At 54.7% G+C, this 22,300-nt stretch carries 19 protein-coding genes and 2 pseudogenes; 11 read left to right on the forward strand and 10 right to left on the reverse strand.

Features of this window, described 5'->3' with window-relative positions; all coding sequences use genetic code 11:
• Positions 1–157 precede the first annotated feature (157 nt).
• Entirely contained in the window at positions 158–937 is a 780-nt protein-coding gene (locus C5B91_RS08995) for a hypothetical protein (protein WP_115819656.1), read from the reverse strand.
• Positions 938–1,247: 310 nt separating this feature from the next.
• On the opposite strand from C5B91_RS08995, the gene C5B91_RS09000 reads away from it, so the two are divergent.
• Positions 1,248–1,688 carry a type IV pilin gene (locus C5B91_RS09000; protein ID WP_115819809.1) on the forward strand — a complete coding sequence of 147 codons (441 nt, stop codon included), beginning with the start codon at positions 1,248–1,250 and terminating at the stop codon, positions 1,686–1,688.
• Between the two features lie 650 nt (positions 1,689–2,338).
• On the opposite strand, the gene C5B91_RS09005 is transcribed toward C5B91_RS09000, so the two are convergent.
• The gene (locus C5B91_RS09005; protein WP_115819655.1) at positions 2,339–2,872 is read right to left on the reverse strand and encodes a metal-dependent hydrolase; all 534 of its coding nucleotides are present in this window, start codon (positions 2,870–2,872) and stop codon (positions 2,339–2,341) included.
• Between the two features lie 210 nt (positions 2,873–3,082).
• Here C5B91_RS09005 and C5B91_RS09010 point away from each other — a divergent pair, with 210 nt between their 5' ends.
• Positions 3,083–4,327, forward strand: a complete 1,245-nt coding sequence (locus C5B91_RS09010) for a glycosyltransferase family 2 protein (RefSeq protein ID WP_115819654.1) — start codon at positions 3,083–3,085, stop codon at positions 4,325–4,327.
• A gap of 86 nt (positions 4,328–4,413) precedes the next feature.
• Positions 4,414–5,131: pseudogene (locus C5B91_RS09015) on the forward strand (IS5 family transposase); the annotation flags it as partial.
• A gap of 59 nt (positions 5,132–5,190) precedes the next feature.
• Here the strand turns inward: C5B91_RS09015 and C5B91_RS09020 are convergent.
• A complete protein-coding gene (locus tag C5B91_RS09020) occupies positions 5,191–6,123 on the reverse strand; it encodes a hypothetical protein (RefSeq protein WP_115819653.1) in 933 nt (310 codons plus the stop codon).
• Between the two features lie 114 nt (positions 6,124–6,237).
• Entirely contained in the window at positions 6,238–7,692 is a 1,455-nt protein-coding gene (locus tag C5B91_RS09025; RefSeq protein ID WP_115819652.1) for a flippase, read from the reverse strand.
• Positions 7,693–8,135: 443 nt separating this feature from the next.
• On the opposite strand from C5B91_RS09025, the gene C5B91_RS09030 reads away from it, so the two are divergent.
• Positions 8,136–9,749, forward strand: coding sequence for a hypothetical protein (locus C5B91_RS09030; protein WP_119712788.1), 1,614 nt, complete (start codon positions 8,136–8,138; stop codon positions 9,747–9,749).
• A 105-nt stretch (positions 9,750–9,854) separates the two neighbouring features.
• Here the strand turns inward: C5B91_RS09030 and C5B91_RS09035 are convergent, their stop codons facing one another.
• From C5B91_RS09035 to C5B91_RS09045, 3 genes are all read right to left on the reverse strand, one after another.
• Positions 9,855–11,015, reverse strand: coding sequence for a glycosyltransferase family 4 protein (locus C5B91_RS09035; protein WP_115819650.1), 1,161 nt, complete (start codon positions 11,013–11,015; stop codon positions 9,855–9,857).
• Positions 11,016–11,017: 2 nt separating this feature from the next.
• Positions 11,018–12,274, reverse strand: a complete 1,257-nt coding sequence (locus tag C5B91_RS09040) for a sulfatase (RefSeq protein ID WP_115819649.1) — start codon at positions 12,272–12,274, stop codon at positions 11,018–11,020.
• A gap of 65 nt (positions 12,275–12,339) precedes the next feature.
• Complete coding sequence (locus tag C5B91_RS09045) at positions 12,340–12,549, reverse strand: helix-turn-helix domain-containing protein (RefSeq protein ID WP_006601208.1); 210 nt, start codon at positions 12,547–12,549, stop codon at positions 12,340–12,342.
• A gap of 112 nt (positions 12,550–12,661) precedes the next feature.
• Here C5B91_RS09045 and C5B91_RS09050 point away from each other — a divergent pair, with 112 nt between their 5' ends.
• The 5 genes from C5B91_RS09050 to C5B91_RS09075 all read left to right on the forward strand — a co-directional run bounded on the left by C5B91_RS09050 (position 12,662) and on the right by C5B91_RS09075 (position 17,703).
• Positions 12,662–13,624 (forward strand): LysM peptidoglycan-binding domain-containing protein, encoded by a 963-nt coding sequence (locus C5B91_RS09050; protein ID WP_115819648.1) that lies wholly within the window; start codon positions 12,662–12,664, stop codon positions 13,622–13,624.
• Positions 13,625–13,682: 58 nt separating this feature from the next.
• Positions 13,683–14,831 (forward strand): glycosyltransferase family 4 protein, encoded by a 1,149-nt coding sequence (locus C5B91_RS09055; protein ID WP_115819647.1) that lies wholly within the window; start codon positions 13,683–13,685, stop codon positions 14,829–14,831.
• 69 nt (positions 14,832–14,900) lie between these two features.
• Positions 14,901–15,431, forward strand: coding sequence for a hypothetical protein (locus C5B91_RS09060; protein WP_233514241.1), 531 nt, complete (start codon positions 14,901–14,903; stop codon positions 15,429–15,431).
• A complete protein-coding gene (locus C5B91_RS09065; RefSeq protein WP_115819645.1) occupies positions 15,424–15,924 on the forward strand; it encodes a metal-dependent hydrolase in 501 nt (166 codons plus the stop codon). Before C5B91_RS09060 ends, C5B91_RS09065 begins: the two co-directional genes overlap by 8 nt.
• Before the next feature lie 492 nt (positions 15,925–16,416).
• Positions 16,417–17,703 (forward strand): RNA-guided endonuclease TnpB family protein, encoded by a 1,287-nt coding sequence (locus tag C5B91_RS09075; protein ID WP_115819644.1) that lies wholly within the window; start codon positions 16,417–16,419, stop codon positions 17,701–17,703.
• 47 nt (positions 17,704–17,750) lie between these two features.
• Here the strand turns inward: C5B91_RS09075 and C5B91_RS22395 are convergent.
• A pseudogene (locus C5B91_RS22395) lies at positions 17,751–17,911 on the reverse strand (nucleoside-diphosphate sugar epimerase); the annotation flags it as partial.
• Positions 17,912–18,539: 628 nt separating this feature from the next.
• The gene (locus C5B91_RS09090) at positions 18,540–18,848 is read right to left on the reverse strand and encodes a hypothetical protein (RefSeq protein ID WP_115819641.1); all 309 of its coding nucleotides are present in this window, start codon (positions 18,846–18,848) and stop codon (positions 18,540–18,542) included.
• 959 nt (positions 18,849–19,807) lie between these two features.
• Between C5B91_RS09090 and C5B91_RS09105 the strand changes: the two genes are divergently transcribed.
• Positions 19,808–20,452, forward strand: a complete 645-nt coding sequence (locus C5B91_RS09105; RefSeq protein ID WP_115819639.1) for a hypothetical protein — start codon at positions 19,808–19,810, stop codon at positions 20,450–20,452.
• A 182-nt stretch (positions 20,453–20,634) separates the two neighbouring features.
• On the forward strand, positions 20,635–21,162 hold the full coding sequence (locus C5B91_RS09110; RefSeq protein WP_233514239.1) for a hypothetical protein: 528 nt from the start codon (positions 20,635–20,637) through the stop codon (positions 21,160–21,162).
• 118 nt (positions 21,163–21,280) lie between these two features.
• Here C5B91_RS09110 and C5B91_RS09115 read toward each other — a convergent pair whose 3' ends face one another.
• Positions 21,281–22,198: an NAD-dependent epimerase/dehydratase family protein gene (locus C5B91_RS09115; RefSeq protein WP_115819638.1), complete on the reverse strand. Its 918-nt coding sequence runs from the start codon at positions 22,196–22,198 to the stop codon at positions 21,281–21,283.
• Positions 22,199–22,300: the final 102 nt, after the last annotated feature.

The following is a 22,300-nucleotide window of genomic DNA, read 5'->3' on the forward strand; positions in this document are numbered from 1 at the left end:
GAATAAAGCTACTCGTTTAGATTTTTATTGCAAAATGTCGTCTATGAGTGCTCCCATAGTACATACAGTCTAATTAATATGTGAAAAAATATGTTTAGAGCTGCAGGGAATGATCTCGTTACCGGACGCCGTGTCCGATCTCATGGGAACAAAGTAGTTACCGCACGCCGAGTCGACGCGCGGCCGTCGCCGATAGATACACGCCATTCGTACCGACCGAGACGGGTTCGTCGGTCACTCGCGAGACGAGCGCCGCAAGTTCACGACGAAACGACTCGCTTCGCTGTTCGAGTAGCGGGGTCGTCGCCTTCCCGTCGAGTTCGGTCCCCCGGCTATCGACATAGAGTTCGACAAAATCGACTTGAATCGACAGTGGCGCATCATCGAGATACGTGGGGAGCCTGAGCGTTTCGTGGCTGGTCTTTGGCCCGACCGGCGCACCGGCCGCGGCGAGCACGCGACCCAACACCGCGGCGTCGCGTCGCGGGACGAGTTCGGTCGCGCGTCGGTCGTCGTCAGTGTGTACCGTTCGGTGGCCCGCGCCGAGCGTTGCGAGCGCGTCAGCGACCACGTCGCGGGTGGCGTCGTCGACGACGAACGACGGCCGGTAGTTCTCCAGGGCGATGCTCCCCGTCGCGAACACCGCGGCGACGAGTCGGTTGAGTGCGCGCGCGGCTGGCTGGCGGAGTGACTCTGGGAACCAGCCGTTATCGATAGCCGTGTTCAGCCCGCGGACCACGTCCGGGATGCTTCCGTCCATCCACTCGCGGACGCGACCCCGCGGGAGGTCGAGCGCGGTACTGACCGCGGTCGACCCCCTGTCGGGGTTGGCCGCGGTGTAGTCTAACGTCTCGCGATACTGCAGTACGTACTCCCACGGGTCGTCGACCGGCGTTGTGTACGTCCGCGCGACTGCTGGCTCCGTCGCAAGCGGCATGAGAGCCTGAACGTGTTGCTCAGAGATAACTATCGCGATTCGAGACATTCAGGACGGACGTAACAATGGCGGCTCGTGAGACCGGTTCTGATGGTTGGTTCGGTGGGTCTCCTCTCGAATTGTCTGTGTTTGTGATTGTTCCGTGCTATGAGATAGTCACTCAATCTATCTTTATTAGCATGCCCAACATATGTTTGGTTGTAAGCCCACAGGGGTCGCGTACACGCAGCAGGTACCTCATCTGTTCGTTGCGTGCGACACGCGTCGACTACGCGTGGACGGCCGTCTGTTCGGGCACAGGAAATATACAATGCAACTTACCAACCTCTTCAAAGACGACTCCGCTGTTTCGCCCGTTATCGGTGTTATCCTGATGGTCGCGATTACGGTCATCCTCGCGGCCGTCATCGGGACGTTCGTTCTCGGCCTCGGCGACCAAGTCGGCGACACTGCCCCGCAGGCGAGTTTTAGCTTCGACTACGATGATGCGACGCCTGAACTCATCATCACCCACGAAAGCGGTGACGCCATCGACCCCGCTCGCCTGAAAGTCATTGGCGGTGGCCTCGACGCAGCGTGGCCAGCTGCTGATACCGGTTCTGACGACAACGTCAACGCAGGCGACTCGACGACGTTTGACAACCCCACCGACGGCCTCTCAGTCTCCTCGGGCAACACTATCCGCATTGTCTGGACCTCCGAATCCGGCTCCAACTCTGCAACCCTGCAGAGCTGGACGTACAACGGCTAAACAGTCCTTCGCTTTTTTCGGGAGCGCACTAATACCCCAGAGAGAATTCACCGTGCCGTCGCGCGCAGTCGCAGACACGGCTCGGAGACGTCGTCCAACCACGCAGGTGAACGTCACCGATTCAACCGAACAACATCATCACACTCAGGACAGTCCGCGAACACGCCAGTCTCGTCGTCTTCCGTCTCGAACTCGATTAACACGTGATACTCGTGGAGTTCCGTCTCGCAGTCCGGACAACGGCCAATCGTCGTTGACTCGTCGATCATAGGGTGGCTGGGAGCGTGTGTCGTACGTGCGTGCTCCTAGCCTTGACTACCGGAACCACGAGTATATCGATTGGGATTGCACTAACCCGTGTTCGCACGAGATCGACGCCGACCGGGGAGTGGTCTTCGACGACACGCACGCCAACCACCGAGAGAAGACCGCGGGGACCAATCCCCTGCAAGCGTCGCGAGTCGGTGACTCACCGACCACTGTGGTGGTCACTCAGATGCGCAGTCGTCGTTCGATGTTGGGTGCCGAGCTGACAACTCGTTCCTACCCCCAATACTGGCGTATGTTAGCATGGAACAAAATAGTTGGGATTCTAACTATTCTCGTCGCGGCTTGTGAAACAAACATATGTACGTTATATCTTTGGAGTGTCACGCCGCCGGTCGCCGGCGTCGTCGATAGACGCTCACGAGCCAGATGGCTACGGCACCGGCGAACAACAGATACTGGAACTGCATCTGTGGGCTGTCGAACCCCGCGTTGAGAATCCGGACCCACGGGGCGATGTCGTCGCTCGGGTACTGGAGGGCTGGGACGACGGGCCACAACAGAAAGCCGAGTTCGCGCCACTCCTGGCGGACGACAAGGAGATAGGAATCACCGAGGAGGTGCGACCCGATTGCGACCGCGAGCACGCGCGCTTCAGTTCCGTAGCCTCGACGCGAGAGATACCGGACGCCCAGGAACACGACGGGGACGACGATGAGGAGTGAATGTGCGAGCGATCGGCCGTTGGGGAGCACGCCCGCGTAGGCCAGCGGCTTGTCGATAATGTCCGGCAGTTGCGTCCCTATCGCGAGGAGGGCGAGCGTCAGGCCGTGAGGGTAGCGGAACTCCCAGTCACGCACGCGAGCGAGGGCCACGACGGAGAGATAGCCGAATGCGAGGTGGCCAAGGGGATACACACGCCGATACAGGCGCGTCCCGCCCATAAACTCATTCATCGAAATTGTTTTCGCATATATATTATCAATATTATATTCTGTCTACACAGAGTGCTCAGACGATAAACTCTTTACGAGCCTCTCCGAGTCAACACAATAGAAACCGTTCGTGGAGTGCACCGAACACTGCACAGTGATTCGGCGGTGCTCACAAACAGGTGGTCAATCTCTATGGGAACGTCAAGCGCACACAACGACACTCAGCATGCGAAACAGCTGGGTAACGGCAAACACGGTACGTCAGCATCGGATATCCAACTCAGCGGTGATGAGTTGCTCCTGTCCGCAGACAGCGAGATCACGCCCACGCTCTCGGTCGTGATGCCCACCCTCAACGAAGAGGGCGGCATCGCCCAGTGTATCGAGTGGGTCAAAGCCGCCCTCGAGGACATGCAGATTTACGGCGAGGTCGTCGTCGCCGACAGCTCGGACGACCGCACGCCCGAGATTGCGGCAGAGAATGGTGCGGTCGTCATCGAACCCGACGGCAAGGGCTACGGCTACGCCTACCTGTACGCCTTCGAGCGCGTCCGCGGCCAGTACATCGCCATGGGCGACGCCGACTGTACCTACGACTTCAAGGAGCTTCCCAAGCTGTTGAACATGGTTCGGTCGGGTGATGCGGATATGGCCATGGGCTCGCGGCTGGAGGGTGAGATTCTCCCCGGCTCGATGCCGCCACTGCACGAACACGTCGGCAATCCGTTGTTGACGAAATTCCTGAACGTGTTTTACGGCGCTGGCGTGAGTGACGCGCATAGTGGGATGCGTGTCTTTACTCGAGACGCTTGGGAGACCATGGAGTGTTCGTCGACGGGCATGGAGTTCGCCAGCGAGATGATTATGGAGGCCGGCGCGAAGGACCTCGAGATCGAAGAGAAGCCGATTACGTATCACCCGCGTGAGGGTGAGGCCAACCTGGAGAGCTTCCCCGATGGCTGGCGACACGTTCGGTTTATGTTGGTCAATGCGCCCGGCTACCTGTTTTCGGCACCCGGCTTCGGCCTGTCTGTGGTTGGTGTGTTGGCGCTGGTGCTGGCGTGGAGTGGTCTGGAGATCGGTGGTGCGCAGTTCGGCATTCACACCGGGATTGGCGGTGGGTTGTTGACGCTCGCTGGGTTTCAACTGATGCTGTTCGGAGCCTTCTCGACGGTGTCGTCTGACCCGGTTCGTGGTGCGTCGGATCCGTTTACGACGTGGTTCACGAAGCGGATTTCGCTCGAGCGAGGGGCGACGATTGGCTCGCTCGTGTTCCTCGGTGGGTTGGCCTACGGTGGCTACCTGGCCGTCACGTGGGTGACCAGTGGGTTCAGTGCGCTGCCGATCGCGGTTGCCGACGTCGTGGCGACGGTTGCTGTGGTCGTTGGCCTCCAGATGGTGTTCGGGTCGTTCCTGTTGGGGTCTATAGACCAATAAACACTATTTGGCTCTGGTGAATCACTAGACGGCGTCGGTTTCAACGTTAGAATTTGGAAGACGAAGCGGGAAATCGGCGATGATCTATGTCGAAAATCTCCCGCTTCACCAAGAAAGCGGTCACGTTAGCTAAAAATGTTGTTGGCGGCTTCGCCGACTACACCCTCCTGTCGCTGCACCGTCTGCGGATTCACCTCGATGAGTCGTACCGCAACGCCCTCGACCTGCTGAGCGAAATGCAGCATATTTGTGAGGAAATCGGCCTCGAAGAGGGCAATCTTCCTGATCACTCGACGCTCGTTAAGGCGTTTGAGAGGTTTCAGATGAAGTCTGGCGAGTGCTGCTCCGGTGCTGCTCCGACTCTCGTCGGAACTGCACGACCTCTCGAGTCACGCCGCCATTGATGCCACGTTTTTCGACCGCGAAAACGCTAGCAAGCACTACTGCCGCCGCACGAATTACCGCGTTCAGACGCTCAAAGCGACGGCTCTCGTCGATACTCAAACGCAAGCTGATCTCGACATTCATTGTACGACCGAAAAAACCCACGACACACAATTCGGCTGGCAGGTCGCCTCCCGCAACGCAGGCGACCTGTACAGCCTCGCCGCCGACAAAGGCTACGACTGATGCAGTTACGCGAAAAACTACGCGAAGAAGGCGTGAGACCGCTGATTAAACATCGCATCTTCCGGCCCATCGATACCGCCAGAGATCGATGTGTGAACCGTCTTCTCGTCGATTAAATGCACGCACGGCGACGCCGTGCGTGCGCGAACGTGGTACCGTGCATTTCGTGAACTCCAACACAGTGAAATCAACCGTTGTATGGCGATTCACCAGAGCCCACTATTTAAAAACAGTCATTCGACGTATCCTAAACTAGCTAGTCTGTCATTCACTATATTCTGTTGTTCACTAGTACGGTCTGTTGTATTTTTCTCAGAAACTACCTCTTTCCTCTCACCCTTGGTGTTCAACACTAACCATGGCACTTCCACAAGCTCAGGGGTCCAAATATGCGGAGGGTGGCCCCATTCTCTGGTTGGTATTGGTTTTGAGCGTTCACCGAACATGTTACCATGGTCTGATGTGACAATAGTCCTTCCTACCAGGTTCTCCACTAGTTTCTCTACCTCTGGGAGCGCAGTTTCGAGATTCTGCGAATATGCATCCCACAACTGATCACGGGTTAGGTCAATTTCACCGGTCATCACTTGCATCCATGTAGTGAGGTCTTCTGGCTCATCGGACCCAATATGACCCTTATCGAACGTAGTCTCAGAATGAATAAATGGGTAATGTGGTTGCATATAGTGAATAATCAAACGCTTGTTTGGGTATTTTTCTGCCGCCTTGATGGATTCATTTGTTGTGGTTTCTGGTAAAACAGTACCTAGTTCGTCGTTCCAGGACTCACCAGTCCACAAATTTATCACATCATGAAATTCTACGTCTATTTCGTCTTGGTGTCGGTAGAGCATGGGGTTTGTAGTCACGTAAACGGTATCTAATAGTGACTTATTGTCGAAATTGCCTTTAAGAAACTCTGGGGTTGCAGATCCCCTGGAAGTGAATTTCCCCAACTCACCCTCTAAATAATTCAGATCTTTAAACAGGTCATATCGGCAGGCGTCAAGGATAATCAGGTTATCCCAGTCTTTTTTGAATATATCTTCCCCGTGTGGGTTGTAGTCACTATCCGTAATCTTCTGATTGTACATTTGGGAAACCTTCCTAAAGAATAAGGAAGGTGTAGAGACACCCAACCGAATAGCCTCCACTAACTTTGACATGGATATACCATCGTCAACATCTGTTATTTATATTTTGGTGATAGATGTGCATTCCAAACTCTCTAACAACTCTCGGAATAGACAAATTTGTAGTAGATAAAAACCCGCAGCCGATTATCTAATCTTTTCGACTAAGATCAAATCTTGCTTTGAAAATAAGAACACTTTTGATAATATTACAAACACGATTCCAGAGACAATAGCTCCTGAGGCCAACATTGAAACAACACCTGGTGCGACCTCACGACTAATAAACATCGGTAAGGTACATACCAAAATCACGGGAATTGCAATTAAAGTACGCCGAGTAAAAGGCCAAATACCAAGAATCCATTTTATTTCAACCACTCGGAGTATATTCAGTAGAACCAAAGACAGCGAAGTAGCTACTGCAGCTCCAGTCAGCCCATACCAAGATATAAATAGGTAGTTCAATATCAAATTCAAAGTTGCTATTATCGTAGTGTTAGCCATCTCAATTCTTTCATTATCTGTCATCGAGAGCAGAAAACCCGCGGGGCCAACACTAGCCTCGATCCCCCGAGCAACTGCCAGGATAGAGAGTATTAATTGTGCAGCGGTGAATTCTGGGCCGAATATCAGAAGAATTTGTCTTGAAAATATGACGACAAATAGTGATCCAAAGATAGAGACGATAGCAATCCACTCTGTAATTACTGTGTATGTTGTATCTAATTTACTTTTGTTTCCTCCATGATACAGCTCAGATATGATCGGCGGGAAAATAGAGTTTACAGTAGACAGGGCAAATATTAACAGAATTGCAGTTTGGTAGGCTGCTCTGTAGTACCCAACCTCTGTGGGTGAAACAAAGAAGCCCAGCATAAGAATATCTGACCACATAATTAATGGAGTCATTATTGAAGCTGTAAGTAACGGTAGTGAATATTTTAGTGTTCTTTTATATTGAATTCTGATCGAAGACACATTGTCAAGAATCCCGATTTTCTTTAACAAGAAGAGTCCTACAATAGCAGAAAAGAGAATTGATAATACATAGCTAATAGCAACTGCATATATGTCCTCAAAGTAGTATATCGCGAGTGCTGCGAACATCAACGCAGAGCCAGAATATGATAATTCACGGATGATGACGCTGTACTCAATGTTCTTGAATCCACGAGCTGCAGCTTCTGAAACTCGCATTATACTAAAGATCGGTAGCCCTATAATCAAAATTTCAACAACACCTATAACAAGCGGGTCAAAGTTAGAGACAAATTGGTTTGGCAAATTGCGGAGTATCACGACAAAGAATACTCCCGTAATGAGTGACGCAATTAGTGAAAACAGAATAAGACCTAGTACCTTACCGTCTTCCTCTGATTGAATGTGCTCAGGAATAAATCTCTGGACAGCACTCTCAAGCCCTAACCTAGAGACTGCACCAAAGAGGCTTAGCACAACCAATCCGATTGAGAACGCTCCTAACGCATCCGCACCAAGGAGTCTTGCAATTAGAACCGTTAATCCATATTGAAATCCTTTGCCTAGTACTCGGCCAATAAATGCAATGGAAGCTAACTCAGTCAGACTATTTCGTACCACGTTGGGTCATCTGTATTATGCCATCTCATGTATTATTTTCTATCAGGATAAAACGGTATAATTTGGGACGTGCAGACATACCTCAAAGAATTGAAACCGTGTCATATGCACTAATTCGCAAGACACCATGACATGTGAAGAAGTAAAACGGTAGCGACCGAAGCGTTTGTCTCCGTCCAGATATATAAATTAGGGGCTCTGTTGAAACCCTCTTGCCGTCTTGCGATTTCTTGAGAGACTAGTTTTTACTGTGATCTACGGAAACTAGCCAGAAGGAGCGCTCTCTCCAATGTCAACCTTGAAGGATTTCAACAGAGCCAAATTAGGCTATATTTCCATAAGTGGTCAACGCAGCGAAGTAACCTGGTCGCAAAGATGACCTAGCGTTTCCACTTTGGTGTTACTCCGGAAATCATATATCTATACCACCATACGTTTTGACTATGAATGCATGGGTCCGCATCCATCACTCGGCGGCCCTGCTTGCGATAGCCGTTGCTTCGTTCGGGTTCGCGACAGCCTCAACTCAACTTCCGAGACCGTGGATTCTCTTTGGAGGGATCGCTGCAGCCGTCGGAATTCTGACTCATCGAGTCCTCCGGTATGACGTCCCCTCTTGCATTGAGTCAATTTCGATAATAGGTGAGACCGTCCTGATTGCATACTTCCTTCGCGTGACCGGCTACCTCCATCTCGCAGCGTCAGGACGCGACACACAGATGTGGGCCGGTGGGATTGGGCAAATCGTTGAAACTGGCTATGTCAGTCCAGGTGGGATGTACGGGGCATCTCCGGTCTACTTTCTTGAAGTCGCAGTGTCGGGAATCATCCTCGGACCCATGTCTCGGTCGGCCAGTGTGCTCGGTGAACACAACATCACGATTGCCGTGGCTTCGCTTCTCCCTGTTCTAGTTGCTGCGATTACGGTTCGGTTCGCGGGTCGACGAGCCGGCCTGATCGCGGGCCTGCTCGCGACGGTGTTTCCGCTCTACCTTCGAACGGCGACACTCTACGAATCTGAACATCTCACGCTCCCGTGGTTCGCGCTTCTCGTGTTGCTCTTCCAAGTTTCCGCTACCCGACGTGACCGGTTGGTGAGTACCACATTTGCCCTCGTACTGGTCGCCTCGGCTTGGCTCCATTTCTTCTATGCGACCGTGTTCGTTGCACTCTTCTCTGGCGCAATAATCGTCCGAGACCTGATGGAATCGTTTCCGTTCCTACCCAACAGTCGGCCGCAGATTCCTGTCCTCGGTGTCATAACTGGAGGTGTGCTTCTGTCGTTTCACATCCTTTGGTCAGGATGGGCGGGCCACGCTGTTGGGGTTCTCTCCAGTCTGTTCACCATCTCGGTCCCGACAAGCCTCTCAGGCCTTCTCGTTCCCTCAACAGGCGCTGCAGCTTCAAGTGTCGGTGGGGGCGGAGAAAGTGGTGCTAGTCTCCTCGCAACGGTTGTGAAGTATCTTCCACTTGGTCTGCCGGTGGCTCTGGCCGGTGTCGGGGGCCTCTACGCGCTCGCCCGGCCGAAGCGATACAGTATGGAGGTAATCGCCATCGCAGTTGTGGGTGTCGGTGCGACCGCCGTCCTGCTTGTGGCTCAACTTGGATACAACCTCCACTTTCGGATGTTCTACTTTGTCGGGACATTAGCCCTCGTCTTCGCAGGCGCTGTTCTCGTCCGCGGATCTGACCTCAACCTCGATCACTGGGAGATTGCCCCACTCGTGCTCTCGCTACTGGTTCTTTCAGTGGCTATAACCGGCCCGATTTCACCGATGGGGAACAACGTTGACCCCGGAATAGACCGAAGCGAGTCTGTTGGTGAGTTGTGGGCCACTAGAAGTACAACGTGGATGCAAAAAGAACATCTTGGTACGTTCGCGAGCGGTCCGGAACCACTAGAAGAGCGAACTGATGCATTCATATCTGGTCCAAAACCAGGAAGGTTTTCAAAAAACCCGTCTCCCCTCGTCGTAGATGACGCTAGTTGTGAATCCGAGTCTGTTGTGTGGGATTCTGGTAGTGTCTACGGCTGCATTAATGAAACAGCCCGTTAATTTTCACACGAATTGCCATCTATGTAATTTCCGAAGGAAGTCACTTGTCGTGTATTTTCCTCAAGATCGGTGCGACTGAGGGAATAAATGCATTTGTGCCCTCCATCACATAACTTCCTTACTGTAGACTCTTTCTACCTTAGTGATAGCTGATTCCCAAGAAAGTGATGTGGAATCATTGAGTGTAGCTTCCGTTAAATTTCTTCGAGTCGATTCATCTGAACACAATGCTGTAATTGCGCGTGCGACAGAACCGACATCTCGTCGAGCGACTATCCCAGAATCTTCTTGAACTGCTGTTGGAATCCCGCCAGCATCAACGCCAATCACGGGGGTTCCACAAGCTACTGCCTCTAACAATACCAACCCGAACCCTTCGTACCGAGACGGGAGAATAAACACGTCCGCGGACGAATACAGTTTTGGCAATTCTTCGTCGGCTACATAACCGAGGAACCGAATACGATTTTCAATACCCAATTCAGCAGCTAAGTCGCGCAGTCGCTCCTCATGGCGACCAGTCCCAGCAATTAGAAATTCAAGGTTTGGATCGTTGACTTGGGCAACTGCCTGTAACCCTAACCTAAGGCCCTTCCGAGCACCTAACCGGCCGACATATAGTAAGGTCGTCTTGTCCGGATCCACAGCCGGATGCTGCTCATCACGCGGATAGAACCAATCCGTATCGACACCGTGCGGAATCATTTCTACATCTGCCACATCTAATCCATAACTGGTTGTCAACTGCTCGTAGGCGTGGTCGCTGATAGCGATGACCTTGTCTGCATCGTGACCAGCAAAGTAGTCCATGACGACGTTCATCGGATGGAAGAAGAACTTCAACAGATAATCCGCAGGTGTCTCTAGTGCAACTGCTTTCGTCTCTCCGATTGATGTCCCATGACTCGTCACCACCACGGGTGTATCGATATCGTTGAACGGTGTGACAGCAATAGTCGACGCGGGCATAAGCGTCCCGTGAACGATGTCGTATTCCTCAAAATCAACCGCCTTTCGAGCTTTGTAGCTGAAATATATTGTCTCAAACGTGACGAGTTTCTTCCGTGCCTTGCAGATTCGGTGGACTGTAACGTTATCTTGTGTCTCGACGGTCTCGTTGGGGTCGTCAATCCATTGCGTATATACGTCAACGTCGTGCCCCCGTTTCCCGAGCCCATTGGCGAGCTCGTAAGCGTACGTCTCTCCTCCACCGACCCCAGGCGGAAACTGTTTGGACAGGATACAGATGCGAAGCGACTCGTCCATTCCTATTTGTACCCCAACGCTTCCAGTCGACGCTCGATCTCCTCGTCGACGTCCTCATCGTCACCCGTAGACTCGCCGTTCTCGACGGCGACTCGGGCCTCAACATGCTCACGGAGTTCCGACTGCAGCTCTGAGCCACCTGAGTCAGTAAATTCGATTTCCCCAGACTCACGGTCCCGTTCACAGAAGCACACGTCCTCAGCAGTCCGAACCGCGTACCGTCGAAGGTGACTGTCCTCGTTCTCACCACGTGCCTGAGAAAAGACGCGCCGGTCCGTATCCGTAACTGGATCAACAAGTGAGAGCCCCGATTCACCACCGAACGCTGATTCAATCGTCGACACGATATCCAGCGTACTTGCAGGCGTCTCCACCACACCGGACTCACCGTTTGGCTGCCGAACGATAAGCGGCACATGCGTAATCTCGTCGTGGAGGTACCGTGGGTGTTCATAGTAGTCGTGTTCGCCGAAGGCGTCGCCGTGGTCGGCAGTAAAGACCAGCAACGAGTTCTCCAACAGACCACGCTCACGAAGCGCGTCGAGGAACTCACCGATGCGCTCGTCGTTGTAGCGAATCTCGGCGTCGTACAGGTCGATCAATAACTGCCGCTCGTCGTCTGTAATCGAATCAGGATTCTTGATGGCCCGCTGGTAGAGCGACTGAGCATTCCGCCTGGAAATCGTCTCATCTGTGTAGAGCGTCGCGTACTCACCCGGCGGCTCGTACGGACCGTGGGTGTCCATGTAGTGGTTCCAGAGGAAGAACGACTCGTCGTCGTCAAGCGAATCTAGCCACTCCAACGAGCGTTCGTTGATCTCCTCGGCGCGGGCGTAGTGGCGATTCCGAAGTTTGTCGAGCGCCCGCTGCGCCAACGCGATGACCTTGTGCTTCCCGAAGTGGAGGTCGTCGTCGAATGTGTCGAACCCTTGGTCGAAACCGTACGCACGGGAGACGAACGGATTCGAGTGGAAGCCAGCCGTCGCGAAGCCCTCCTCAGAGAGTGTCTTTGCGACAGTATCGGTCGCGAGTCGGTACTTCGCGTCGATGGCGGTGTCCGGATACTCTCCAGTCAACAACGCCGGGACCGCCTCACGCGTATGTGAACTCGCGCTGTAGGCATTCGTGAAGTGAAGCGAGTCGGCTGCGAGGTCATCCAACACCGGGGAGGTCTCTCGATGGTAGCCGTGACACGAGAGATGGTCGGCCCGAAGGGCGTCGGCTGACAGGAGGATGATGTTATCCCAGTCAGTAGTCATCTGGAAGGTATCTACTCGTGACAGGATTTTATTCTTCCGGAGGAAACAACTCCGAGTTTTCGAAGCTACTCAGTTTGTTCAGGGTCCTGGACGAGTTCGTACAGTCCCGTGTGTACTTTGGTGACGTATCCGTGTTCTACGAGGCGGTTGAGTCGGTTGGTGACGTTCTGCCTGCTGTAGTCGCGTTTATCCGCGATATACGACGGTGTGCAGCGTCCTTCTCGGAGCATACCGAGAATCGCGCGGTCGGTTGGATTGAGTTTGATGGTGGTCATTTACTCGTCGTACTCGACACCGCCACTAAAACCGCCAGCATACGAGCCGTTAGTAATACATTGTATTGATACATACGTAAACAATATGTAGTAGGCCGCCCTCAATCGAAGTATGCGATACGAATGGTTAGACGAGCAGGTAGACGAGATTATCAGACTGTACGTTGACGAAGACCAGTCGATGCAATCGATTGCTGACGAGTTCGATGTGTCGTCGGGGACAATCCGAAAACGGTTGTTGGAAAACAATATCTCGACCCGCCCTGAAGGGAGTCGATACGTGTGGTTAGACGACCACACCGAAGACATTGTTGAGCGGTACACAGAAAAGGGAGAATCACTCCAGACGATTGCGACTAACTATGGGACGTCGGCCGACGCAATCAAACGGCGGTTACTCGAATCGAACGTCGAACTTCGGGACCCTCCCTCAGAACCAGACGATCTTGGGTTCACACCTGCTCAGGTCTCAATCGTCGTTGGCGAACTCCTCGGAGATGGTTGTCTCTATCAGATGGAGTCCGGGTCATGTGTGTTCCAAGTCACGAATAACAAACGGGAACACGTCGCGCACGTCAAACGACGGCTCCCTGACGGACTTATTTCGTCTGGTCAACCGTACTCGGTGACGCGGTCGAACGCATTCACCGATGGCGACTACACTCAATGGGTAATTCGGTCACGCGTGCAGCCCCTCTTTCGGGAACTGTACGACTCGTGGTACGAATCGTATGAAGACAGGCACCGTAAAGTCGTCCCAGAGAACTACAAGCTGGACGAGACAGCTCTCCTGCATTGGTATTGGGGCGACGGAAACTGCATACTTCGAGACAGTGGTGCTCCGCGGGTCTCGTTTGCAACCCATGGATTCCCCGAGGATTCCGTGAAAACACTACAGTCGGAACTTGAATCACTCGGCTATGCAAATTATACCGTCAAGCAGAAGGGTGTCACGAATGGGTCTGGACTGGGGATCCGCCTCCGGGATGGGTCTTCTCGACACTTTATCGGACAGTTTGGACCACGGAATGTGGTGTCCGAATACGATTATAAATTCCCGACAGTCGAACGGTAGGCGGCAGTAACACGTCTGACCGAAACAATGTTATTTTCGGTCGTCCGTCAAATACACAATGCGAATCTGTTTTGTTTCGAATGTCGTTTACCCCTATATAAAAGGCGGCGCAGAAAAGCGTATCCACGAAATCGCCACTCGACTCTCACAGCGAGGCCACGACGTGACCATCTACGGCCGCCACTTCTGGGACGGCCCGAAAGAAACCACCCACGAGGGCGTTACCCTCCGTGCAGTCGCCCCCGAGACAGAACTCTACACCGACGACCGCCGCTCGATCACCGAAGCGCTCGACTTCGCCGCCCGTCTCGCCTACCCACTCGCCAAACGACTCCACAACGAGAATCACGACCTCGTCGTCGCCTCCGTCTTTCCGTACTTCCCTGTGCTCTCCTCGAAGCTCGCCGCCCTCGGGACCGACGTGCCCGTCGTCACGACCTGGCACGAAGTGTGGGGCGACTACTGGGACGACTACCTCGGCGTGCTCGCTCCGTTCGGCAAGTTCACCGAACACCTCACCGTTAGAGTCCCCCAACACCCTATTGCCGTCTCGGGCATCACTGCCGACCGCCTCGCCGATATCGGCCGAAACAGAGACACCATCGAGGTCGTCCCGAACGGCATCGACGTCGACCAGATTCGGAACGCCCTACTCCCCGACGACGGCGACTCGTTCGACGTGCTGTTCGCTGGACGGCTCATCGCCGACAAGAACGTCTCCATCCTCCTCGATGCCTTCGACCGCGTGGCCGACGAGTACGAGGATGTGACGCTGGGCGTCGTCGGCGACGGGCCAGAGGCCGACCGTCTCGAAGAACAGGCGAGTGAGTTGGACCACGCGGACCGGGTTAGCATGCTGGGCTTCCTCGACGAGTACGAGGACGTGTTGGGTCAGATGCGCGCCGCGGACGTGTTCGCCTCGCCCAGTACGAGAGAAGGATTCGGCATCACCTACGCCGAAGCGATGGCCGCCGACTGCACGGTCATCGGCGTCCAGCATCCCGAATCCGCGGCGAGTGAGGTCATCGGCGATGCGGGCTATCTCGCTGAGCCGACTGTCGACTCAGTCGCAGAGTCGTTAGCCCGAGCACTCGCAGGCGAGACGCCGCCGACCGAACCGACCACACGCGCCGAGAAGTACGATTGGGACAGCGTCGCCGACCAGGCCGAGGCGGCGTATCGTCGGGCGGTTAACGGTAGCTGGTAGCTGTTGAGGTGAACCAAGAGACACACCACAGTCGTGAAACTTACCGGCCAACCTCTAAACTGAACACCAATGACTCAACCCCCGCGTCGACGTGTCCTCGGCATCCTCGCCTTACTGGGGTGTCTGTTCGGACTCATGGTCTGGTTTGGGTCACTTGCACCTGCACCAGGGGTGGGTGCATACCCCGGGTCCGAAGAGTTGGGTACAGACTATAACGCGTGGGTCGGCGACCAGGTGAGTCTCACGGGTACGGTCACCGATACTGACCCGCTCACGATCAGCGCTGAGTATGGAGCTGGCGAACAGGTCCGTCTTCGCGTCACCGACGCCGCTGTTGATGCACAACAGGGTGACAGTCTCTCAGTATACGGCGTCGTCGAACCAGATCAGACGATTCGTTCGTTGAACGCCTACACCGTCCCGCCGGGGAACTACCTGTACATGTACGCAGTTTCGTTCCTCGCTGGCCTGTGGGTGCTTGGGAGAATCATCCGGTCGTGGCGTCTTGACGAGACGTGGTCGCTCGTGCCGCGGGAGACTCCACTCGGGATAGGTGACTTCACCACCCAATCTACGCAGTCGGAGGACTACGATGCCTGACCTGCTCTCACACGCCCTGCTCGCATACACGATCGCCACGGTCGCCTCGTGGCGCTACGAGTGGATCACGCGTCCGTACGTCACCGTCGCGATGGCTGGGTCGTTCATCCCCGACATGACCAAGGTCAGGTTACTGATTCCAAGCGCTCGAGTCGAACAATTGCTCGGGATACCGTTTGATTGGATTGGCCTTCACACCGCAGGTGCAGCCCTGTGTTCGGTCCTTATTGGTGTTCTTCTCGTCTCCGAGTCGGAGCGCAGCCGTGTGTTCGCGCTTCTCTCAGTCGGTGCTGTGTCGCACCTCATCGCGGACGCGTTCCTATTGAAACCGACTGGGTTATCATATCCACTCCTCTGGCCCTTTACTCGCATCCATCCGCCGACTCTTGGCTTGTACCTGAGTACGGACTTCGAACCGGCACTCGTCCTCGGGGTAGTTGCACTCGTCGCCTACGGCGTTACCCGATTCAAGATAGATCAAGGGCGTTCGTAATCCACTCTCTCACTAGTTTACCAGGTGTCGCTGTCCGGCAGATGCTCAAGTACACCTAGGCGATGGTGAATCGACTCACTCTCACCGAATCACGAATCGGATGCCTGACACCCCTCGCAACGAGTGACAAAACCGACTGGCAAGCCTACGCTGTCAGCTGCCCTGACTAGAACGAGACACTACCAACCGAACCCACGAAACGCGCCGAGAAGTACGATTGGGATAGCGTCGCCGACCAGGCCGAGGCGGCCTACGAGCGCGCTATCGACGGTCGCTGGTGAGGGTCAAGCATTCGTTTGAGGACACATAGTCATCCGAACACCAATCGAATATTGATAGCAAACCAGATTCTGGGTTTAGCAGTCGGGTTTCTGTGTAGACACACTCTGAAAACGTAGTGAGGTTCCCAGTCGCACCGCTCGGAAGCGATTACTCACTACGTGTCCACTCGCATGTGTATGTTTAAAAGCGATGACGGGGCCAACCCCTACTGTGACGGGGATAATTCGCACCGTGAAAGTGAAGCTCGACGTGCCTACTGAGCGGTGCGATGATCTCCATCAAACCAAAGACCAATTTCTTCACTGCGCTAACAGAGCAGCTGACTGGGCGTGGAGATACCCTCACGACTATTGCGTGACTTCGTATCTGGAAGCACATGATGCGCTCTATCACTCACTCCGTGAGGAAACAGAGCTCGTCGCAAATCTCGTCCAGAAAGGAATCCGACGCGGTATTGAGGCTACCAAAGCCGGTGTCGCACGACTCAAGAATGGCGACAAGACGAGTCAACCACACTTCAAGGCGTGGAGCATTCTTTACGACAAGCGTTCTGCGACGTTCCACCGAGACCGCGTTTCGCTTGCCACAGTTAACGGCCGGGTTGAGTGTGACTATGTGATTCCGAGAGAACCTGATAGCACACCGATTGGGAACTACCTCTTGAACAAAGAGTTCGAGTTTCGCATGGCTACGTTGCAGTACGACAAGTCCACAGAGTCGTTCTACCTTCACGCGAGAATGATGCAGGCTGTTGATGAAAGTGACTCCAGCACACCACAGTCTACCGATGCCAAGCACCAAACAGTCCTTGGCGTTGATTTGAACGTAGACGGTTCTCTCGCTGTGACCTCAACAGGTGCGTTCATCGGGAACGCTGATGAGATGAACCACCGTCGCCGTGAGTTTGAAAAGACTCGTGGCTCAATGCAGCAGTCTGGAACGCGGTCGGCGCATCTAGCGATTCAGTCGATAAGTAACCGCGAACACCGCTGGATGCAAGACCAACTGCACCGCGCCTCGAATCTAATTCTCGAAGAAGCCGTCGCTCACGGCTGCACGCACATCGCATTTGAGAATCTAACAGATATTCGAACGCGAATGGGCGGCGTGAAGCGGTTTCATGCATGGGCGTTCCGTCGCCTGTACCAGTATGTTGCGTTCAAAACAGAGGTCCTGAATGTCGGAATTCGACAGGTTAACCCAGCATACACGAGTCAACGCTGTTCAAAGTGTGGATTCACACACAAGTCGAATCGGCGATCGAAACACCGGTTCGTGTGTCAGAAGTGTAAGTGCGAACTGAATGCGGATTACAACGCGAGCAAGAATATCGCTCGCAAACTCGTGAAGCAACTCCACTCGGGGCAAACGACTTCGAGTGGAGGCGCACCCAGTCAGTGTGCGCTTGCGTCAGGGACGCTGAACCTGAACGGCGAGTACATCGCTTACTCCAGTACGGAGGCGGAAGGGGAGTCCACTGACAAGCCTATGAAGTGAGTTCTAGGCTACTGACACGAAATGTACTCTCACTCTCGTCGATTCACCTACTCAAGATACGGCTCACAAACCTTCTGCACACCCTCTTCGAACGAGATCTCGGGCACCCTCCCAGTCGCCTCGTGTATCTTCGAGTAGTCCGCCTTCGTGTCGTGGACGTACACCTCGAGGGTTTCTCGACGTACTCGGGTTCGACGTCCGCCCCCAAGCACTTCGTTGATTATCTGTAGATGCCTGGGTGAAACGAGACTCTGCTCGGCCAGGCCGAAGCCGCCTACCAACGCGCCATCGACGGTCGGTGGTGACACCGCAAACCCCCAAACCATCGCCTGAGCCGACGGCTCGTCCGAGGATACACCCGAAACGGTACCCCCTGAATACCTTCTCCTCACGAGTGCTCCCGTCTCGGTATTGCTGGCCCTGTCTGTACCGGAATGCAGTAGCTGGGTGCTGGAACCAAGAGCACCAATCACTCAGCCAGGAACGTCACGAGCGACGTCGTGACCGTAAAAACAAAGTACTCCCATGTGGTATGCTAGCATGGGTTGTAGAGGCAGCCCAGTACGTCCCACCAGCTGAACATCAGCTACACCCATCACTCTTCCATTAGGTGAGCAAATAGTGGGCTTTCCCACTATTCTTCAGTCACCTCCGTCGACAGTCGTGTACTTCAATCCGCTCTGGCAGCCCCACCACCCCACACGCAGGACACGCTACGAGCATCGTCGGTAACTCCTGACAGGACTCCAACGCGGCGTGCAGATGCGCCTGCACCTCTGGCTCAGTCGTCCGCGTCAGCGCCTGAGTGAGGTGCATCTGTAACTCTTCGTGGGCACTCATGCGCGAGGGTTCTCCTTCCGCTCGGTATCTACTCGAAGCCCGAGGTGTGCAAGCTGGCCCATCGAAGCCCAGCCACGCTTCTGGGAGACGAACGCCTTCCACTCGCGAAGCGGCCGGCCATCGAGTGGCTCGTAGTGATCGAGGGTTCGGCCATCAAAGACGACGACGGCGTCGGCAGGACGGAAGTAGTGGTGTGTAAAGCCCTCGGCGTCGATACCAAGGGTGAACGAGCGTGCGAGGGCGTTAGTTAGGTGGTCGGCTAGCGATACGGTACGCTCTTGTGTCGCGGTGTTCGTAGTTGACATTGGCTTACTCTGGACTGAGAAGCCACCCGGTCACGTGTTACAGCACGTGGCCTTTCTGCGAAAGGCGAAACCGGTACTTCTCAGTTACAACTCTGTTCTTGAGCAACTTAATGCTATGCATTGTGCCCAGCTAATTTGCATATTGATAATGCCATGGTTTATAGCATATCGTAGTCTAACTGCGACTATGAGCGCCTCAAACCTTACTGGGACAGACAAAGCGATTCTCAACGTGCTCAAACGAGGACGCGATGGCAATCGTCCGTGGGGAATTGCGACGAAAGGCTATCTCGTCGATGAGACCGGGTACTCACGAAACAGTGTGTATAATCGCCTCGAAGTACTCGAGGCTCGCGGCTACGTGAAATTGGTCCACGAACCAACTCGGCTCTTCGAATTCGTGAGTGATCCGCGAGAAGACTAGGAGCAGCGTTCAGGTACTACAGTTCGGATGCGTCGACATCACCAGATAGATAGCCACGTCCGATTTCGCTAATCTCGTATTTTCCTCTCTCAACCCGGTCCACAAGCCCTTTTTCTGCGAACTCTGACAACCGATTATTCACGTGTGTTCGAGTAAATCCAGCATTGAACGCGATTATGCTCGGTGAGAGTACAAGACCAGAATCACCCAGAATCTCAAGAATCTGGTCGTCAGTCGGCTTCATCCATTCCCCCCGTTTGCGCATACCGGAGCAATCAACACTATCGTGTTAACCGAACCGATGTATAATACAATATACACTATTAGATATCATTTGTTTACTTATTAGTAAACAGATTGAAGTGGATCGATTGCGTGGAGTGACCTAACGACTCACCGGGTCATCAGGTCCCCTCAGAAAGGACCCGTGTTGTAGCACGGATCCGGTGCGGTCTAACCCCAACCGCATGTCTCCGAACACACCACCCACGCAAAAAGGTCTCGTCGCACAGCCATCTCGCACGGAGGGCCACGAATGACCAAGCCCTCCATCGAAGACCTCGCCGCCCGGATCGACGAACTCGAAGACCGCGTTGACGAACTCGAAGCTGACACCGAACAACTCGAAGCGACTGTCGACGCCCAAGCAGAGACAATCGCGTCCCAACGCGACCAACTCGCCCACTACGAAACTCGAACCCAAGAACTCGAAGCCGAACTCGACGCCGCAACGGACCACCGCAAGCATCTCCAACAGCGTCTCTACGCCGTCGAATCACGAGATACCCCCACCGACGAAACCACCCCAACCTCGCCGCTCCAACAGCTCATCCGACTCCCCTCGAAAGCGCGCTCGAAACTCACGGCCAATCAAGAACGCGCTCGCTTCATCGCCAAAGACATCAGGGAGTACGCCACGAACGTCCCCGCAGGCTTCGCACTCGACTCGAGTACCATCCGAACCGTCCTCCACGCGAAGGAAGGCCGAACCCCTCACACCCAAACCGTCAGTCGCGTCATGGACTTTCTCGATGACCTCGGCAAAGAGGGCGTGAAGATCGTGAAACGCCGCGGGACCAAACGCGTCATCTTCTCCGAACACGTTGTCTCGGAACTCGCAGAGACAGCACCGTCATCGGGGAAGAGTAGCATCACAGACGTTGTGATGGGGTGGCGCTGATGAGCGTGTGATCAACCGTCGATAGTCGACCGCACGCCGCCACGCTGTCGACACCCACCGCGGAGACAGCCCCCACAGCTAGCAGCAGCACCCGAGAAAGCCTCCCTGTGAACAAGGGTAGTGTGACTGAATGAAACGAGTTCGAGGCTCCGACCCAACTGAGACAGATCACAACGGATGTGATGAGAATCGACGTTGCCCATCCTGCCGAAATAGCCAACTACGAGCCGCGAGTGGACTCGCTCACGATGTCGGTCGAATCGTACGGTCCCACTCGTCCAGACCCGCTGACTCGATTCATGGCCGCCTGCCAGGGTGCTGGGATTGCCTCCATCGCATCTCCAACGGTCGGAAGTGCGTCGATCCTCGCCGTGAGTGCAGTCACCCACTGGACGCCGGGTGAGCTAGTGGTTGGGAATGAACATCTCCTGTTGTTGCTGTTCGTGTGTGCAATCGCCGTCGGCTTCATCGCAGGGTCGTACTGGCCGGTGGTCGATGGCCTCCCACAGAAACGCGAACACGAACTGTACTGGGTTCGAAAGCGCTTCACGATGTGTCTCTTTGGCGGCCTCGGGTGTTACGGTGTGTTCTCGCTCATGTTCGTCGTCACGGTCACAGACCTGCTGCAGAATATGGTCGGCCTTGGCGCGGCGATTCTCGTGTGTACCTATCTGTATGCGTACTCCACGGACCGACGTGGGGTGAGGTGAGCAGTCGAAGTCACGGGCCAAGACACCACGAGAATCGAACGATCGGGACGCCCAGCTTCTGACCGTCCGAATCGTTCAAGTAAATTCGAAACCCCCGGCCGAACCACGAACGCTTCCGTCAGTCGAGATACGGCTCACAAACCCGCTCGACACCTTCCTCGAACGAAACCTCGGGCTCCCACCCAGTCGCCTCGTGTATCTTCGAGTAGTCGGCTTTCGTGTCGTGGACGTACACCTCGAAGGGATTCTCGACGTACTCAGGCTCGACATCCGTCCCGAGGACCTCGTTGATCATCTCGATCATCTCGTTGAACGAGTAGCTCTCGGCAGTCCCGAGGTTGTAGATGCCCTGGAGTCGCTCATCCGCGGCAAGTTCGATCCCGCGGACGATATCGTCCACGTGGGTGAAGTCACGGGTCTGCGAGCCGTCGCCGAACAGCTCCGGCGATTCGCCGTTGGCGATTTTGTCGGTGAACTGCGCAACTGTATTCGCAAATTCGCCCTTGTGCTCTTCAGCACCGCCGAAGCCCTGGTACACCGAGAAGAAGCGCATCCCAGCTAACTGCATATCGTAGTGGTGGTGGAAGTACTCGGCGTAGCGCTCACGACCGAGTTTCGACGCTTCGTAGCCCGTCCGGGATTCGACCGGCATATCCTCGGGCGAGGGTTCCGTCCGCGAGCCATAGATCGACGAGGTCGTCGCGTACACAACTGTGTCGCAGCCGTCCTTTCGCGCCTGCTCGACCGTGTTGACGAAGCCTTCGATGTTCACACGGGCACCCTTCGTCGGGTTCTCCTCGTGCATCTTGTACGACGACAGCGCCGCGAGGTGGAACACCACGTCGACGCCCTCGGTCGGGAGGTCGTCGTCGAGGACCGTCATGTCGTGGAACTCCACGGCATCATCCAGATTCTCGGGCGTGCCAAGGTAGAGGTCGTCGATTGCGATGACGTCGTTGTCTTCCGCAAGATGGTTCGCGAGATTCGAGCCGATGAATCCGGCACCGCCAGTAACGAGGACTCGTTTGCCGTCCATACGTGGTGGCTCTCGCCAAGTGACAAGAACCTATCGTCAATCTGGTGTGAGTCAGGCGAGACCGTTTGTGTTCCTCAGGAGTGGTCCGACTGGTTACACACC

Origin of the sequence: Haloferax sp. Atlit-10N, assembly GCF_003586325.1 — an archaeon.
Taxonomy (GTDB): domain Archaea; phylum Halobacteriota; class Halobacteria; order Halobacteriales; family Haloferacaceae; genus Haloferax; species Haloferax prahovense.

Excerpts from the sequence above, each read along its gene's own strand:
- C5B91_RS09010 (WP_115819654.1), top strand. The coding sequence starts at position 3,083 with ATGGGAACGTCAAGCGCACACAACGACACTCAGCATGCGAAACAGCTG.
- C5B91_RS09040 (WP_115819649.1), bottom strand. The coding sequence starts at position 12,274 with ATGACTACTGACTGGGATAACATCATCCTCCTGTCAGCCGACGCCCTT.
- C5B91_RS08995 (WP_115819656.1), bottom strand. The coding sequence starts at position 937 with ATGCCGCTTGCGACGGAGCCAGCAGTCGCGCGGACGTACACAACGCCG.
- C5B91_RS09060 (WP_233514241.1), top strand. The coding sequence starts at position 14,901 with ATGACTCAACCCCCGCGTCGACGTGTCCTCGGCATCCTCGCCTTACTG.
- C5B91_RS09030 (WP_119712788.1), top strand. The coding sequence starts at position 8,136 with ATGAATGCATGGGTCCGCATCCATCACTCGGCGGCCCTGCTTGCGATA.
- C5B91_RS09045 (WP_006601208.1), bottom strand. The coding sequence starts at position 12,549 with ATGACCACCATCAAACTCAATCCAACCGACCGCGCGATTCTCGGTATG.
- C5B91_RS09000 (WP_115819809.1), top strand. The coding sequence starts at position 1,248 with ATGCAACTTACCAACCTCTTCAAAGACGACTCCGCTGTTTCGCCCGTT.
- C5B91_RS09115 (WP_115819638.1), bottom strand. The coding sequence starts at position 22,198 with ATGGACGGCAAACGAGTCCTCGTTACTGGCGGTGCCGGATTCATCGGC.
- C5B91_RS09110 (WP_233514239.1), top strand. The coding sequence starts at position 20,635 with ATGAGAATCGACGTTGCCCATCCTGCCGAAATAGCCAACTACGAGCCG.
- C5B91_RS09105 (WP_115819639.1), top strand. The coding sequence starts at position 19,808 with ATGACCAAGCCCTCCATCGAAGACCTCGCCGCCCGGATCGACGAACTC.
- C5B91_RS09090 (WP_115819641.1), bottom strand. The coding sequence starts at position 18,848 with ATGTCAACTACGAACACCGCGACACAAGAGCGTACCGTATCGCTAGCC.
- C5B91_RS09055 (WP_115819647.1), top strand. The coding sequence starts at position 13,683 with ATGCGAATCTGTTTTGTTTCGAATGTCGTTTACCCCTATATAAAAGGC.
- C5B91_RS09035 (WP_115819650.1), bottom strand. The coding sequence starts at position 11,015 with ATGGACGAGTCGCTTCGCATCTGTATCCTGTCCAAACAGTTTCCGCCT.
- C5B91_RS09065 (WP_115819645.1), top strand. The coding sequence starts at position 15,424 with ATGCCTGACCTGCTCTCACACGCCCTGCTCGCATACACGATCGCCACG.
- C5B91_RS09020 (WP_115819653.1), bottom strand. The coding sequence starts at position 6,123 with ATGTCAAAGTTAGTGGAGGCTATTCGGTTGGGTGTCTCTACACCTTCC.
- C5B91_RS09050 (WP_115819648.1), top strand. The coding sequence starts at position 12,662 with ATGCGATACGAATGGTTAGACGAGCAGGTAGACGAGATTATCAGACTG.